The following is a 15,258-nucleotide window of genomic DNA, read 5'->3' as shown; positions in this document are numbered from 1 at the left end:
TTATTCATCTTTTAAGAGTGATAGAGCAAATTTAACGGCATTAATAAAAGCATCGATATCAGCGTGTTGATTATAAGGCATAAAAGAAATGCGTAAACAACCTGAAATATTTAATGAATCAATAAGAGGTTGAGCGCAGTGTTGCCCTGTGCGTAATGCAATATCTTTCTCTGCGATTAGTGTGGCTAAATCACTATGATGAACACCTTCGAAATTGAAAGAAACAACCGATGAGTTAGCTGCTCGGTAACTGATAAACCCATTTAGCTCACTGAGGCGCTTCTCTGCTTCATCTGCAAGCTCAAGGGTATATTGGTTAGCATGATGCATATCTTGTTTTTCTAACCATGCTAATGTCGCTGAAAATGCAATAACACCTGCGATATTAGGAGTCCCAGCTTCAAAACGCTGAGGGATAGGAGCTGGAGTAAAGCCATCAAATGTTGCGTTAGTTAGCATTTTTCCACCACCATGCCAAGGTGCCATCGTTTCTAAAAGTTCACGTTTACCATAACAAATACCTAATCCATTAGGGCCATAAAGTTTATGAGCAGAAAAAACATAGAAGTCGATATTGAGTGCCGTGACATCTGTCGGGTGATGAACAATACCTTGTGCACCATCGACAACCAGTAAGCAATTATCATATTGATGAACACAATGAGACACTTTATCTAATGCGATTTGAGCGCCTGTTACATTCGACATTTGGCTAACAGCGACAATTCGTGTCCGTTTATTGATTAAAGCATTTAAGCTATCAATTGAAGGTAAAAAATTATCCTCTATTGCCCAGCGGATCACCCGTGCGCCTGTCTGTTCTGCCAGTATCAACCAAGGTATAAGGTTTGCATGATGCTCTTGCTCACTAACAATTATTTCATCGCCTGCTTGCAAGCGTGGACGAAAATAGCCTTGAGCAATAAAGTTGAGTGATTCTGTGGTGCTTTTTGTCCAAATAATCGTATCACTATCAGTACTATTGATTAACTCAGCAACTTGTTGACGCGTCGCCTCATATTGTTGTGTTGTTTTTTTAGCATGTTGATATTGGCTACGGTGAACTGTCGCAAAATTATAGCGATAAAATGCATCTGAGGCTTCTATCATAGCAAGAGGCTTTAATGCAGTCGCTGCACTATCAAGATAAATAGTCTTTTCTTTAAGAGCAGGAAATTGTTGTCGAAATAAATCAGGTGAAAATACGTTCATAGTTAGGCTGTATTGGTAGACGAATAAATTTTCGCGATTTGTCGTTAAAATAGGGTGTATAGATTATACGGTTAATTATATTTATTTATAACGGAAACCTAGGAGCATCCGTTTGTTCTGGCTCATTGTGTCTATAATAACACGATTAAGATGGTGAAAGTTCACTCAATAAAAATCACTGAGATCAGATTAATATTCTATTTTTTCTTGTTTAAATATATTTAGGATAATTTATGGTGAGTTTTTTTAGAATAATGTTGATAATTTTATTATAAAAAATGGATGAAAACATTAAAACAGTATGTGTGAGTAATTAAAAAGTAGAGAAAAATAGGGAATAAAAAAAGCACCGCCTTGGCGGTGCACTATAAAATCACTATGGACAGACAGGGTAAATGTACAGGAAGTGAAAAAAAACAGTAGCATCAGCTACTAAGTCTGGAATTTCCAGACAACTTGCAAACACAACATCACAACCACAAAGCCAAAAGTTTTGCAGTATTACTACTACACAACTTTTCGTTCCGGCTTAGGAAGTGCGCTTACTATAGGTATTTACTGGCTAATCATCAAGGGACAATTTATAATGCTTCGCATAAAAAAAACTAATGATGAAAGTTAGGGTCTACTAATAGCCAAAATAGGGGTTTAAGAACCGAATATGTCTAAACGTTTACCGCCATTAAATGCGCTTAGGGTTTTTGATTCAGCGGCACGTCATTTAAGTTTTACTAAAGCCGCTGAAGAATTATTTGTGACACAAGCAGCAGTGAGCCACCAAATTAAAACATTAGAAGAATTTCTTGGGCTAAAATTATTTAGAAGGCGCAATCGCTCTCTCTTATTAACAGAAGAGGGGCAAAGTTATTACCTCGACATTAAAGAAATCTTTTCATCAATTAATGAGGCAACTCGTAAATTATTAGCTCGAAGCGCGAAAGGCGCTCTTACCGTTAGCCTTTCTCCAAGTTTTGCTATTCAATGGTTAGTACCGCGGTTATCCGGATTTAACCAAGCTTATCCGGGGATTGATGTGCGAATTCAGGCTGTTGATAGAGAAGAAGATAAGCTGGCTGATGATGTTGATGTGGCTATTTTTTATGGTCGAGGAAATTGGACTGGGTTACGTACAGACCGTCTTTATGCAGAATATTTAATCCCTGTTTGTGCGCCATCTTTACTTACAGGTGAAAAACCACTAAAAACCCCATCCGATCTGATTTATCATACACTGCTACATGATACATCTCGTCGAGATTGGCAAGCTTATGTACGTCAATTAGAGATACAAAATCAGATAAATGTGCAACAAGGACCTATTTTTAGCCATAGTTCAATGGTGATACAGGCTGCTGTACATGGACAAGGTGTTGCATTAGTTAATAATGTAATGGCTCGTAGTGAAATAGAATCAGGCCGATTAGTAAGACCTTTTTCAGATGTCCTTGTTAGTAAAAATGCATTTTATTTAGTTTGCCAAGATAGTCAGGCTGAATTGGGTAAAATTGCGGCTTTTCGTCAATGGATTTTATCTCAAGCAGCGAATGAGCAAGAAAAGCTGGGTTTATTGACATCATCTTAATATTGCAATTAGCAAATATCTCCTAGATAGGAAGGAATAAACAGTGAATAGTCGTACATTGCTTATGTTTTCCGCGATTAGTGGCTTCTTTTATGTTGCTTTTGGTGCATTTGCAACCCATAAGCTAGCACCTCATTTATCGCCACAACATTGGGATTACATTCAGTTAGCGATGCGCTACCAAATCGTCCATACCTTATTACTTGTCGGGATCGCGGCAATGTTAATGCGTAAAACCATTTTATGGTTTTATTGGGCAGGTATTTTCTTTGGTGTTGGTATTCTACTTTTTAGTGGTAGCCTTTATTGTATGGCGCTAACACAAGTTAGATTATTATCTTATTTTACGCCAATTGGTGGATTTAGTTTTCTTATTGGTTGGGCTTTAATTTTTATTGGCGCTTTGCGTCTAAGGGCACCGGCGTCTCGCCATGAATAAAGTTGCATTATATTGTCGCCAAGGTTTTGAAAAAGAGTGCGCGGCTGAGATTACGGATAAAGCAGGTCAAATTGGCGTTTACGGCTTCCCTCGTGTTAAAGAGGGAAGTGGTTATGTGATTTTTGAATGCTACCAAGAAGGTGACGCGGACAAGATCGCGCGTGAAGTGAATTTCCGTGAATTAATTTTTGCTCGTCAGATGTTTGTGACTGGTGAATTACTTAAAGATTTACCGCCAGAAGATAGAATTACACCGATCGTTGGAATGCTAAAAGGTGTTGTTGAAAAAGCGGGTGAATTGCGAGTTGAAGTTGCAGACACTAACGAAAGTAAGGAATTATTAAAATTCTGCCGTAAATTTACGGTGCCATTACGTAATCATTTACGTAATGAGAAAATTTTGCTGAAAGTTGAGAATTTTAGCCGTCCTATTATCCATGTGTTTTTTATTGCACCGGGATGTTGTTATGTTGGCTATTCTTATAGTTTCAATAATTCTGCATTTTACATGGGTATTCCTCGATTAAAATTCCCATCTGATGCACCAAGTCGTTCGACACTAAAACTTGAAGAAGCATTTCATATTTTCATTCCTTATGAGGAGTGGGATGAGCGTTTAGCAAGCGGAATGAAAGCGGTCGATTTAGGTGCATGCCCCGGCGGTTGGACATATCAACTAGTGAAACGCAGCATGATGGTACATGCTGTTGATAATGGTCCAATGGCACAATCTTTAATGGATACAGGGCAAGTTCGTCATCACCAAGTTGATGGCTTTAAATTTGAACCTACATCTAAAAATATCACATGGCTTGTTTGTGATATGGTTGAAAAACCAGCTAAAGTTGCTGCATTAATGACGACTTGGATTGCTAATGAATGGTGTCGTGAAGCTATCTTTAACCTAAAACTGCCAATGAAAAAACGTTATGAGGAAGTTTCTCATATCCTTGAAAAAATAAAGTCAGAGTTAGCGGAAAAAGGGATCAACGCTAAGATCCAAGCTAAGCACCTTTATCATGATAGAGAAGAGATCACGGTTCATATTCAAAATATTTGGGCTGCTTATCGACCAGATCGTGAATTCTAAAACGACCCAAGTACATTGATTTATTGATGACAATAAAAGGCGAAGCTTCTATCTATAAGCTTCGCCTTTTTTAATGGGCTTGTTATTTAAAAATATCAGTGAGTTGAGTCTTAATTTGATGATTGGGAACTTAGCTATTTTAAACGTAACTGTTGTAGATTACCGTTTAATTGAATATCAGTACGTAATGTGGTGATTTTTCGGCTGATAAAAGCAGACTCTTTATGGGTGATAAGTTTGTTTTGCCATTTAGTAGGGACATCATCAATATGCTGATAAAGCGATTCTAGATCTGGGTGAATATGTAAAAGCTCAGTGGCACTTTTGGGGCCAATACCGGGAACACCAGCCACTTTACTGCTGCTTACACCCGTTAATCCCCAATAGTCGGTAAGTTGAGATGGTTCAACACCAAATTCAGCTCTAATAAACTCTAAATCTAACCAGCGTCGCTGAAAATAATCGCGTATACGGATAGAGGGCGAAAGTAGTTGGCAATAACCTTTGTCCGTTGAAATAATCGTAACTCGAAAACCCGCTTCTGCAACTTTGGTTGCCAATGTTGCAGCAACGTCATCTGCTTCATCTCCACCTGAGTGCCAGCTCTGTATTCCTAAATTAAGCAACATGGCTTTAATTTCAGGTAATTGTTGTCGCAAGTCATCAGGCATTGGCGTGCGACCAGCTTTATAATCAGGTAAGAGCTGATGTCGCCAACTACCGTCTCTGTCATCCTCATCGAAGACTGCTACGGCATGGGTAGGTTGTGTGTGACCAAGCAGTTGGTTGACGCTCTGTTCACACACTGTCTGGCAGGAAGAACCTGATGCCGCATGAATGCGGCGGATCAGGTTTAAAGCATCAATAATCAGCAAATGTATCATAATAAATTAGCTGATAATCTCGTAACATGGTTGGTAAGCTGTACCGCCCGGAAGTTTCATACGATGTTGCTCAACAAAGCCCGCCAATAAAATATCCATGCGACGCATAATTTCACGATCACCATGAATTTTATAAGGGCCGTAAGCTTCAATCGCCTTCATACCCACTTCTTTTACATTACCTGCAACAATACCCGAGAATGCACGACGTAAGTCAGCCGCTAATTTTTCAGGTGATTGATCGGTACTTAAGTTAAGTGATGCCATATTTTCATGAGTTGGTTCAAAAGGAAGCTGTAAATCAGCATTGATCTTCATTGACCAGTTAAAGCTATAAGCATCACCAGTACTACGACGATTATCTTTTACCAAAGGCATATATTTTTTCATGATACGAGCAACTTCAGGTGCATCATCAATAATAATTTGGTAATGGCGTCGAGCTTCGTCACCCAATGTATTTGCGATAAAATCATCTAATACATTAAAGTAGTCCGCACTCTCTTTAGGGCCAGTTAAAATCAGTGGTAATACTTGATCTTGGTTTTCTGGTGACATAAGAATACCAAGCAGATACAGCAATTCTTCTGCTGTCCCTACACCACCAGGGAAAATAATAATCCCGTGTCCAATTCGAACAAACGATTCCAGACGTTTTTCTATATCTGGCATAATAATCAGTTCGTTAACTAATGGATTTGGTGGCTCAGCTGCAATGATTGAAGGCTCAGTCATACCAATAAAACGGCTATTTTTATAACGTTGTTGAGCATGACCAACGGCCGCCCCTTTCATTGGTGCTTCCATCGCACCGGGTCCACAACCTGTGCAGATATTGAGTTCACGTAACCCTAATTCGTTACCAACTTTTCTGCCGTAAAGGTACTCAGTTTCATTAATTGAGTGCCCACCCCAGCAAACGATCATGTTAGGATCTTCATCAATATGAAGGGCTCGTGCATTGCGCAAAATCGAGAAAATAGTATTAGTGATATGAGTGCTATTTTCTAAGTTCAGGTGAAGATCACGCTTTGCTGTTGTGATCTGTCCATGAACAAACAATATGTCACGAAGCACTGCAAATAAGTTAGCTTGTAGTGAGCGAATAATTTTTCCATCAACAAAGGCGTCTTCAGGAGGATTGACTAACTCTAGTTTTACGCCACGTTCACGGCGCAGTACGTTAATATCAAAATCTTGGTATTTAGATAACAGTTCTTTACTACTATCAGTAAGGCTACCAGAGTTGAGAACAGCGAGAGAACAATTGCGAAACAGCTGGTAAAGATCACTGCTTGCGGTTCTCTTTAGCATATCAACTTCTAGCTGTGAAAGCAGATCCATGGAACCTAATGGGCTGACATGAGTTATCACGTAGGACTCCTTTTTCTCCTGAAATAACAAACTGAAGTGCAACTGATCTTGGTATAACACAGATCATATTAACATACAGGCATTATTCCCGTTATTGTCTGGCTAATCGACTAATTTCTGGAACAAACTCACAATTACTACGCCAAGGATTGATGTCTAATCCACCGCGTCGCGTATATCTTGCATAAACAGTTAATGTTTCTGGTGCACATAATTGCATGATATCGTGGAAAATTCGCTCAACACACTGTTCATGAAATTCATTGTGTTGTCTAAATGAAACTAAATAGCGCAGTAGTTTTTCACGATCAATCTTTTTACCCTTATATTGAATAGCGACTGATCCCCAATCTGGCTGATTGGTAATCAGACAATTTGATTTTAACAGATGGCTGACAAGGGTTTCTTCAACTAATGTATCGGTTGTCGATTCGTTTAACCATTGCACATCAAACTGATAATTATTAATTTCAATATCTTGTTCATCAATACACTCTCCAGCAAAATCAACAATAGGTTGTGATGTAAAATGCGAAAGTGGATAAATGGTCAGATTAACTTTGCCTTTAGCACAAGTCGTTAAATCTTTAAGTAAGGTTTTTTCGACGACATCCCAACTTTCAAAGCGAGTTTGATTAAAACTGTTGAGATATAATTTAAAACTTTTAGATTCAATAAGATTTTCAGTGGTTGCATCTAATTCAACATGACCAATAGCGACTTGTGGTAGGCCTTTGCTATTAAGCCATGAGAGCTCATACATAGTCCAAATATCACCACCATGAAAGGGTAAATTTTCAGGAGTTAAAGAGAGTGAATCTCGATTTAGGCTACGTGGTACACCTTGCAATAATCCGGCATCATATTGATCATGATATTGAGTCTCTTTGCCCAGAGATAATGCTTCAAGAGATTTATCACCTTGATATAAAGACATAACTTACATCCTAACTTTAACTGAAAATAAAAGAAGGTTAATTATACTATTGAAACATCAATAGTATATGAATGCTTTATTTTTGATGCTCTGAATTAATGGGATAATCAGGTAACATAAAGGAAATTCTTATTTAAATAGATAAAACAGATAATCATGACTGAAAACATCTCCTTTGAATTAAAAGCCTTTACGCAAAAATATGTTGATTTATGGCAAGAAAAATCAGGTTTACCTCCTGCAAGTGAAGATCTTTATGGTGTTCCTTCTATTTGTATATCAAGAACAGGAGATGAAGTTGTTTACTGGTTACCACAGCCTTTTGTAGGAACAGATAAACTAGAAAAAGTTGAAAAAGCGATGGGGATTATTATTCGCCCTGAATTGCACGATTACTTTACCACTCAGTATGCTGGTGATATGCAAGTTCGTTTTAGAGAGGTAGATTTCAGCTTGATCCAAGTGTGGAGTGAAGAAGATTTTATTCGCTTACAAGAAAATATTATTGGTCATTTAGTGACACAAAAACGTTTAAAACTTACACCTACATTGTTTATTGGCACTACAGATTCAGAGAATGAAATAATTTCCGTGTGTAATGTTTCCGGTGAAGTCATTCTTGAAACTTTCGGCCAAAAGAAAAGAAAAGTTTTAGCTGAAAATTTATCTCTTTTTCTATCAGAATTAGTCGCTGTATATAATGACTGATGTACTCCATAAACCTTTTTTCTTGTGAGATATATCTTACAAAAAAGTGTGTGTTTTTTTATCAAAAAGATGTCACTGATAAAAATAAAATTGATTTATTTAAACAGAGCAATAAGTTATTAACTTATTGTTTTTATTTATAGTTATAACTCTTTAATTGTTTCTGTTTTGTGGGTTGTTTAACTAATCAATTATTGGCATTCTACGTCCACCAACTAAGGGACTGCTTGGTGACCGATAAAATGTAGAGTAATCAAGGACACAGGAAATAGGATATTTCCATTAATGTGGATACGGACTTAATCACAGGGATAGATAAAAACGGTCTTGCTTGGATGCACGTGTTGTACAGACAACTATTTTTCTTGTCTAAAAGGAGTTTCGGCTCCTTTTATTTTTTTATTTGTTTTCTGCTATTCCATCCCAATGTTATCCTTATTCGTAAGTTTTATATAAGGGATAAATGATGACACCAGAACAACGCATTTTAGCGAAATTGCTCTTGATTGAAGAAGAGATGAAGAACATTGAGCTATGGCAATTAGAATCTCCTACTGAACAAGCATTTGAAAGTGTTGAGCCTTTCTGTATTGATACAATGAGTGCTCATGAATGGCTGCAGTGGGTATTAATTCCGCGATTGTCATCGATGATTAAAAGCGAAATGCCATTACCTAATACATTTGCAATCGCACCTTATTACGAAGAAGCATTTAAAGAAGATAAAAGCCGAGATGTTACTGATTTACTCAATCATTTGCGTGAACTTGACGCAATGTTTAAATCATAAGGCCGATAATGCTAGATATTATTTATCAAGATGAACATCTTGTTGCGGTGAATAAACCTGCGGGTTGGCTTGTTCACCGCAGTTGGTTAGATAGACATGAAACCGTGTTTGTCATGCAGACATTAAGAGATCAAATCGGGCAACATGTTTTCCCTGTGCATCGTCTAGATAGGCCTACTTCAGGTGTTCTATTAATGGCACTTTCTTCTGATGTTGCTAGAGTACTTTCTCAATCTTTTGAACAACATAAAACAGAAAAAATTTATCATGCTGTTGTTCGAGGATACGTTGAAGAGGCATCTGTTATAGATAGCCCTTTAGTGGAAGAACTCGATAAAATTGCAGATAAATTTGCAACTAAACCACCACAAATTCAAGATTGTGTAACTCACTGCCAACCATTAGGAACGGTTGAAAAAGAGGTTGCAATTGGACGCTACCCAACATCTCGATTTAGTCTATTAGAACTACGTCCTGAAACGGGTCGCAAGCATCAATTACGTCGCCATATGTCTCATATTCGACACCCAATTATTGGTGATACCGCTCATGGTGATTTGCGTCAAAATCGTGGTGTTGTAAATCATTTTCAATCTCATCGCTTGATGTTACATGCAAGCCATCTAAACTTAATTCATCCAATTACATTGCAACCACTTAACTTAACAGCTAAATGGGATCTGCCTTGGCAACATCTTATTAATCAATTTGGTTGGCGTGGATTAAGACCTGAATTAGAGCAGTATGGTGAAGATTTAGCTCATCATTTTTAGTTCCTTTCTTATTTTAATTATTGATTTCATTTTGTGACTATCAAGGCTTTTTTACTTAAGTCTTGATAGTTTGCGCAAATTTGTAGTTTATTTTAACTATTTGTAAAATATATAATTCTATTAATTGATCTGATCACATGTTTTGAAACGTGACAGCTATCATGTATTCATCAAGCGATTTATTTTATGATGTAAAATAAATAAGCCTTATCATTAGATAAGTTTATGAAATAAAACCCACACTACTTTAAACAAATAAAAACTTACAACATATAAAAACCCACATTCCGGGAGTCTGCTCGATGTTTAAAAACCTATTTGTTGTTTTACAAAAAATCGGAAAGTCCTTGATGTTACCGGTATCCGTACTGCCTATTGCCGGTATTTTATTAGGGGTTGGTTCTGCTGATCTTTCATGGATCCCATCTTCTGTTTCCCAAGTTATGGCAGAGGCTGGTGGTTCGGTTTTCTCTAATATGCCACTTATTTTTGCTATTGGTGTTGCGTTAGGTTTTACCAATAATGACGGGGTATCAGCGCTGGCCTCTGTAGTTGCTTACGGTATCATGTCTAAAACCATGATTGTAGTTGCTCCTTGGGTTTTAGGTTTAACTCCAGCAGAAATTGAGGCTCAACATCTTACTGATACAGGGGTATTAGGGGGGATCATTGCGGGTATTATTGCCGCTTCGATGTTTAACCGTTTTTATCGAATTAAATTGCCTGAGTATTTGGGCTTTTTTGCAGGAAAACGTTTTGTTCCTATTATTTCTGGCTTAATCGCTATTTTTGTTGGGATTATTTTAGCCTTTATTTGGCCTCCTATTGGTACAGCAATTCAACGTTTTTCTGAGTGGGCTGCATATCAAAATCCTGCTGTTGCTTTTGGTATTTATGGTGTTGTAGAGCGAGCGTTAGTGCCATTTGGTTTACACCATATTTGGAACGTGCCGTTCCAAATGCAAGTGGGTGAATATGTAAATAGTGCAGGACAAGTCTTCCACGGCGATATTCCTCGCTATATGGCTGGTGACCCAACTGCAGGTATGTTATCAGGTGGTTTTCTATTTAAGATGTTTGGTTTACCTGCTGCAGCTATTGCGATTTGGCATTCAGCACGCCCTGAGAATCGTGTAAAAGTGGGTGGTATTATGATTTCTGCGGCATTAACTGCCTTTTTAACAGGGATCACTGAACCTATCGAATTCTCATTTATGTTCGTTGCTCCTATTCTTTATGTTATTCACGCTATTTTAGCTGGCTTAGCATTTGTTATTTGTATTTTGTTAGGTATGCGTGATGGTACAAGTTTCTCTCATGGCTTAATTGACTTTATCGTATTAAGTGGCAACAGCAGTAAACTGTATCTGTTCCCAATTATTGGCATACTTTATGCGATAACATATTACTCTATTTTCCGTTTCTTAATCGTGAAACTAAACCTGAAAACACCAGGTAGAGAAGTGGAAGATAAAAACGCGAAACAAGCAGATAAAAGTGCTATGGGGCAATCTTTAGTCGTTGCATTTGGTGGTAAAGACAATATCAGTAGTTTGGATGCTTGTATTACTCGTTTACGTATTGGTGTTAAAGAAATTGAAAAAGTCGATCGTGATGAGTTGAAAAGATTAGGTGCTGCTGGTGTAGTGGTCGTTGGATCGGGTATTCAAGCCATTTTTGGCCCTAAGTCAGATAATCTAAAAACTGAAATGGATGAATATATAAGGTCTTTGGATAGTGCTGAATAAATAACTTATTGATTGTAATATTAAATCATAAAGCACTCCCATATTAAAATAGGGAGTGCTTTTTTATTGCAATAATATTGATGCTGGCTATGACATTCTGTTAAGTATTAAACAGAGTGGAGAGATATCATGCCTACCTTCATAAATAGTCACAGAGGTTTTTTATTATCCATAACAGATATAAATGATAAAACAAATAAAGAGAGTATTGAGTTCGATAAAAATAGTGTTTCACTTTTTTTTAACAAAGGAAATGATAATATTTTTATTGCTAATAAAGATAAAAAGTTCTTATTAAGTAATATAAAAAAAGAATTAGACAATTCAATTGATAAATATACTAATCATGGTGAAAATAAAGAACATCTAAAAAAACTAAATGATAGGATTATTTCTGGGAGGGTTGAGGCTTTTTTTGATAATAAAGATAAAATAATTAGTGTGAAAAAAATTAATGATGTTTGTGATATAAAAAAGATATTTAATGGATTACTTTCTTATAAAAAAAAGGAAAGTTTTTTTACTAAAATGAAAAAAGGTATTTATAATACGAGTTCTTTTAATGATGTGGTTTTTAATGATAAAAATCCAATTATAAATAGTTTTATAAATAATAATGGTGAGTTTTACAAATTAGATGATATTAATGATAATTTAGACAATAAGAGTAATAAAGGGAATAAGTTTTTTAATTTATTTTCATTTGAAAATAATAATGTTGGTTTTTATGGATTTAATATATCTATTATGAAAATAGAAGAGGAAATAAAAGGCAATCAGGAGGATAATAGTGAGGTTGATATTCCACTTTCGACCCCACTTTCGAATTTTAATATATTTGAAAACAAAATTAAAAAAACTGAAAAAATTCAATGTGAAATTGAAAATATTCAAGGTGAAATTAAATTAATTGAAAGTGAGTTATCTTCTAAAATAATAATTAATAAGAAAAAAACAATTGATACAACCTTAGCAGAAAATAAACTTGTTGATCTATTAGAATATAATGATCTATCTAAAATAAATCTTGATATATTAAGTGAAAAGGAAACGGAATTTAATAATGAGATAATTATTATTAGTAGATTAAATTCGACTAAAGAAATAAATGGGATTGATAAATTAAAAGAATTAAAATCTAGTTTGGAAAAAATAAAGTGTATAAAAAATGAATATTTTATTTTTTTTGAATCGGTTAATGGTAGACAAATTTCACTGTTAAAAAGTTTAGATAATAAATTGAAAAAATACCCTGCTGGGATTAATAATGAAATACCAAAAGAAAATATTTTATTGGATATTAATAAAATAGCTTTAGTACTTTGTGCTAATAATAATGTTCGAGAGAGTTATAATGGTTTTTTTTCTAAAGCATATAAATTTCTTTTTCCTAAATCATATCAAAAATGACTAGATATCAATAATAAAGCGCATGATAATATAATGCTAATGCACGAGAATTTAAATGTCATATTGAATAGCGATGATTTTAAAAATAGAAAACTACCCGAGTGGGCTAATAAACTAATAACAAAAACTTTAAAAGAATCAAAACCTAAAGATGATATTCTTTGGTTTTTTTCAAAAGAAAGAAAAGAATGGAATAAAATTTTTAATATGCTGATTGTTAAATAAGGGCATAAAGGAGTTATTGATAACTAAGATGTTATTAATAATAAATATTTTATTAATTCTAATGGGTTTGATGATGAGATTAAGTAATTAAAGATACTGAAGCTTGAGATAAAGATTAAATTTCTATATGTTAGGAAAACTAAGTTTATTGAATTTTAAACCGCATAAAATAGGTAATCATTATGGCTAAAATCGGTATTTTTGTAGGTACAGTTTACGGAAATTCATTAGCGGTTGCTGAAGAGGCTCAACGTATTTTACTTGAGCATAATCATCAAGCTAATGTTTATGAAGAAGGTACTCTTACGGATTGGGAAAAATATTCGATAGTACTTGTAATAACCTCAAGTACTGGGCAAGGTGATCTACCTGATACTATTGCTCCTCTATTTCATAAACTGCGTGATAATCTGGGGCATCAGCCACACTTAAGTTACGGCTTAATTGCTTTAGGTGACAGTAGTTATGACCATTTTTGTGGTGCGGGGATGAAATTTGATGAATTGTTACAAGAGCACCAAGCAAAACGTATCGGTGAAATATTGAAAATAGATGGTATGGATGTTGCAGAGCCTGAAGTATTTGCGATAGATTGGCTTGAAAATTGGGTTAACCTATTAGATTAAATAGAAAATAATCCAATAATTAGTTGGTTAACAGAATAATGAATAATATTTTTGATTTTAAAAACACCGCTTGTTTCTGCTTTATACAGTAAGTAAGCGGTGTGTTTTATAGCACTAACATGCATATTAGCTAAAATTACATGTTATTAACGGCGAGTCAGCTTTTCTAAGTCAGCTTCAATTTCAGCAATTTTATTTGCTACAACATGCTCAAGGTGGCGTAAGTCATCTAGGATTTTATGCTTTAAATCGACTTCTACTTGGTCTTGTTGGCAAATTTGATCTAATTCTTCAATAACATAACGTAAGTTAGTATTGATTTCATTTACTTCTTTAAAACCTTGTCCTGATTGACCATCAGAAATCGTTTTACGTTGGCGTGGGTATTTAAATTTTACGCTTTTTGCAAAGAATTCACCTTTATCTTTGCGAAAATAGATTTTTAAAATATCGTTGTTAGCTTCTTGGCGCAGGGTATAGCGGTCAATATCTTCAGGATGCGGGATCCCTAAATTTTTTAAATTATCGTACATATATTGGCACCTGATAGAAAGATGAGTGAAAGAATAGCGAACAGAATGAATTCTATCCGCTGTTCTTATATTAGTCGATAGTTCTTAACAATTCATTAATACCTACTTTTCCACGTGTTTTAGCATCAACTTTTTTCACGATAACGGCACAGTAAAGGCTATAGCTTCCATCTTTCGAAGGTAAATTACCTGATACAACAACAGAGCCGGCAGGAACTCGGCCATAATGCACTTCGCCTGTTTCTCTGTCATAAATTTTGGTACTTTGACCAATATAAACACCCATTGAAATAACAGCGCCTTCTTCGACAATCACACCCTCAACAATTTCAGAGCGAGCACCAATAAAGCAGTTATCTTCAATAATGGTTGGATTTGCTTGTAGCGGTTCTAAAACGCCACCAATACCAACACCGCCAGAGAGATGGACATTTTTACCGATTTGAGCACATGAACCTACCGTTGCCCATGTATCAACCATACTACCTTCATCGACGTAAGCACCAATGTTGACATAAGATGGCATTAATACAGTATTGTGGGCGATGTAAGCCCCTTGTCTAACCGCTGCAGGGGGAACAACACGAAAACCTTCTTTTTCAAAACGAGCTTGGTCATAATCAGCGAACTTCATAGGCACTTTGTCAAAATAGCGACTTTCACTGCCATCTATCACTTGATTGTGATTAATACGAAAAGAGAGTAGAACCGCTTTTTTTAACCATTGATGAGTCACCCACTGACCGTCAATTTTTTCTGCGACACGCAGTTTTCCGCTGTCTAGCAGTGCAATAACGTTATTAATGGCATCTCGAATATGAGGCTCAACATTGTTTGGAGTGATATCTGCACGATGTTCGAAGGCGTTATCAATAATAGATTGTAATGCTTGCATCAATAGTATTTCCTATATGTATTGTCGTGGGT

At 35.8% G+C, this 15,258-nt stretch carries 16 protein-coding genes; 10 read left to right on the top strand and 6 right to left on the bottom strand.

Going from position 1 to position 15,258, the window contains the following annotated elements:
• Positions 1 to 1,212 (bottom strand): cysteine desulfurase CsdA, encoded by a 1,212-nt coding sequence (gene csdA / locus GTH25_RS14165; RefSeq protein WP_099660194.1) that lies wholly within the window; start codon positions 1,210 to 1,212, stop codon positions 1 to 3.
• A 661-nt stretch (positions 1,213 to 1,873) separates the two neighbouring features.
• Between csdA and GTH25_RS14160 the strand changes: the two genes are divergently transcribed.
• The 3 genes from GTH25_RS14160 to rlmM are packed head-to-tail and all read left to right on the top strand — an operon-like array spanning position 1,874 to position 4,323.
• Positions 1,874 to 2,794, top strand: coding sequence for a transcriptional regulator GcvA (locus tag GTH25_RS14160; RefSeq protein WP_075671734.1), 921 nt, complete (start codon positions 1,874 to 1,876; stop codon positions 2,792 to 2,794).
• 43 nt (positions 2,795 to 2,837) lie between these two features.
• Positions 2,838 to 3,233: a DUF423 domain-containing protein gene (locus tag GTH25_RS14155; RefSeq protein ID WP_075671732.1), complete on the top strand. Its 396-nt coding sequence runs from the start codon at positions 2,838 to 2,840 to the stop codon at positions 3,231 to 3,233.
• The gene (gene rlmM, locus GTH25_RS14150; protein ID WP_075671730.1) at positions 3,226 to 4,323 is read left to right on the top strand and encodes a 23S rRNA (cytidine(2498)-2'-O)-methyltransferase RlmM; all 1,098 of its coding nucleotides are present in this window, start codon (positions 3,226 to 3,228) and stop codon (positions 4,321 to 4,323) included. Before GTH25_RS14155 ends, rlmM begins: the two co-directional genes overlap by 8 nt.
• Before the next feature lie 134 nt (positions 4,324 to 4,457).
• Here the strand turns inward: rlmM and xni are convergent, their stop codons facing one another.
• The 3 genes from xni to queF form a co-directional block, all read right to left on the bottom strand.
• On the bottom strand, positions 4,458 to 5,207 hold the full coding sequence (gene xni, locus GTH25_RS14145) for a flap endonuclease Xni (RefSeq protein ID WP_075671728.1): 750 nt from the start codon (positions 5,205 to 5,207) through the stop codon (positions 4,458 to 4,460).
• Between the two features lie 6 nt (positions 5,208 to 5,213).
• Positions 5,214 to 6,581, bottom strand: coding sequence for a nucleotide 5'-monophosphate nucleosidase PpnN (gene ppnN / locus GTH25_RS14140; protein WP_036913815.1), 1,368 nt, complete (start codon positions 6,579 to 6,581; stop codon positions 5,214 to 5,216).
• A gap of 91 nt (positions 6,582 to 6,672) precedes the next feature.
• On the bottom strand, positions 6,673 to 7,518 hold the full coding sequence (gene queF / locus GTH25_RS14135; RefSeq protein WP_099660192.1) for an NADPH-dependent 7-cyano-7-deazaguanine reductase QueF: 846 nt from the start codon (positions 7,516 to 7,518) through the stop codon (positions 6,673 to 6,675).
• A 156-nt stretch (positions 7,519 to 7,674) separates the two neighbouring features.
• Between queF and syd the strand changes: the two genes are divergently transcribed.
• From syd to GTH25_RS14105, 7 genes are all read left to right on the top strand, one after another.
• Positions 7,675 to 8,226 (top strand): SecY-interacting protein, encoded by a 552-nt coding sequence (syd, locus tag GTH25_RS14130; RefSeq protein WP_109420102.1) that lies wholly within the window; start codon positions 7,675 to 7,677, stop codon positions 8,224 to 8,226.
• Between the two features lie 466 nt (positions 8,227 to 8,692).
• Positions 8,693 to 9,016, top strand: coding sequence for a YqcC family protein (locus tag GTH25_RS14125; protein WP_075671722.1), 324 nt, complete (start codon positions 8,693 to 8,695; stop codon positions 9,014 to 9,016).
• An 8-nt stretch (positions 9,017 to 9,024) separates the two neighbouring features.
• Positions 9,025 to 9,789: a tRNA pseudouridine(65) synthase TruC gene (truC, locus tag GTH25_RS14120; RefSeq protein ID WP_075671720.1), complete on the top strand. Its 765-nt coding sequence runs from the start codon at positions 9,025 to 9,027 to the stop codon at positions 9,787 to 9,789.
• A gap of 302 nt (positions 9,790 to 10,091) precedes the next feature.
• On the top strand, positions 10,092 to 11,537 hold the full coding sequence (gene ptsG, locus GTH25_RS14115) for a PTS glucose transporter subunit IIBC (protein WP_075671718.1): 1,446 nt from the start codon (positions 10,092 to 10,094) through the stop codon (positions 11,535 to 11,537).
• Positions 11,538 to 11,666: 129 nt separating this feature from the next.
• Positions 11,667 to 12,947, top strand: a complete 1,281-nt coding sequence (locus tag GTH25_RS14110) for a hypothetical protein (RefSeq protein WP_164530682.1) — start codon at positions 11,667 to 11,669, stop codon at positions 12,945 to 12,947.
• A 33-nt stretch (positions 12,948 to 12,980) separates the two neighbouring features.
• Complete coding sequence (locus GTH25_RS19230) at positions 12,981 to 13,172, top strand: hypothetical protein (protein WP_238795284.1); 192 nt, start codon at positions 12,981 to 12,983, stop codon at positions 13,170 to 13,172.
• Positions 13,173 to 13,354: 182 nt separating this feature from the next.
• Positions 13,355 to 13,798, top strand: coding sequence for a flavodoxin (locus GTH25_RS14105; RefSeq protein ID WP_156733991.1), 444 nt, complete (start codon positions 13,355 to 13,357; stop codon positions 13,796 to 13,798).
• 146 nt (positions 13,799 to 13,944) lie between these two features.
• Here GTH25_RS14105 and GTH25_RS14100 read toward each other — a convergent pair whose 3' ends face one another.
• Entirely contained in the window at positions 13,945 to 14,331 is a 387-nt protein-coding gene (locus GTH25_RS14100; protein WP_006535910.1) for a DUF3461 family protein, read from the bottom strand.
• A gap of 70 nt (positions 14,332 to 14,401) precedes the next feature.
• On the bottom strand, positions 14,402 to 15,226 hold the full coding sequence (gene dapD / locus GTH25_RS14095; protein WP_164530681.1) for a 2,3,4,5-tetrahydropyridine-2,6-dicarboxylate N-succinyltransferase: 825 nt from the start codon (positions 15,224 to 15,226) through the stop codon (positions 14,402 to 14,404).
• Between the last annotated feature and the right edge of the window lie 32 nt (positions 15,227 to 15,258).

Source organism: Proteus terrae subsp. cibarius, from assembly GCF_011045835.1.
In the GTDB taxonomy this organism is placed as follows: domain Bacteria; phylum Pseudomonadota; class Gammaproteobacteria; order Enterobacterales; family Enterobacteriaceae; genus Proteus; species Proteus cibarius.
The sequence above is the reverse complement of the archived record's forward strand: the minus strand, read 5'-3'. Positions and strand labels throughout refer to the sequence as shown.

Bases quoted from the DNA above. Each gene is read 5' to 3' on its own strand.
- GTH25_RS14125 (WP_075671722.1), top strand. From the start codon at position 8,693: ATGACACCAGAACAACGCATTTTAGCGAAATTGCTCTTGATTGAAGAA.
- GTH25_RS14160 (WP_075671734.1), top strand. From the start codon at position 1,874: ATGTCTAAACGTTTACCGCCATTAAATGCGCTTAGGGTTTTTGATTCA.
- csdA (WP_099660194.1), bottom strand. From the start codon at position 1,212: ATGAACGTATTTTCACCTGATTTATTTCGACAACAATTTCCTGCTCTT.
- ptsG (WP_075671718.1), top strand. From the start codon at position 10,092: ATGTTTAAAAACCTATTTGTTGTTTTACAAAAAATCGGAAAGTCCTTG.
- GTH25_RS19230 (WP_238795284.1), top strand. From the start codon at position 12,981: ATGCTAATGCACGAGAATTTAAATGTCATATTGAATAGCGATGATTTT.
- GTH25_RS14110 (WP_164530682.1), top strand. From the start codon at position 11,667: ATGCCTACCTTCATAAATAGTCACAGAGGTTTTTTATTATCCATAACA.
- rlmM (WP_075671730.1), top strand. From the start codon at position 3,226: ATGAATAAAGTTGCATTATATTGTCGCCAAGGTTTTGAAAAAGAGTGC.
- GTH25_RS14105 (WP_156733991.1), top strand. From the start codon at position 13,355: ATGGCTAAAATCGGTATTTTTGTAGGTACAGTTTACGGAAATTCATTA.
- GTH25_RS14100 (WP_006535910.1), bottom strand. From the start codon at position 14,331: ATGTACGATAATTTAAAAAATTTAGGGATCCCGCATCCTGAAGATATT.
- dapD (WP_164530681.1), bottom strand. From the start codon at position 15,226: ATGCAAGCATTACAATCTATTATTGATAACGCCTTCGAACATCGTGCA.
- truC (WP_075671720.1), top strand. From the start codon at position 9,025: ATGCTAGATATTATTTATCAAGATGAACATCTTGTTGCGGTGAATAAA.
- xni (WP_075671728.1), bottom strand. From the start codon at position 5,207: ATGATACATTTGCTGATTATTGATGCTTTAAACCTGATCCGCCGCATT.
- queF (WP_099660192.1), bottom strand. From the start codon at position 7,518: ATGTCTTTATATCAAGGTGATAAATCTCTTGAAGCATTATCTCTGGGC.
- syd (WP_109420102.1), top strand. From the start codon at position 7,675: ATGACTGAAAACATCTCCTTTGAATTAAAAGCCTTTACGCAAAAATAT.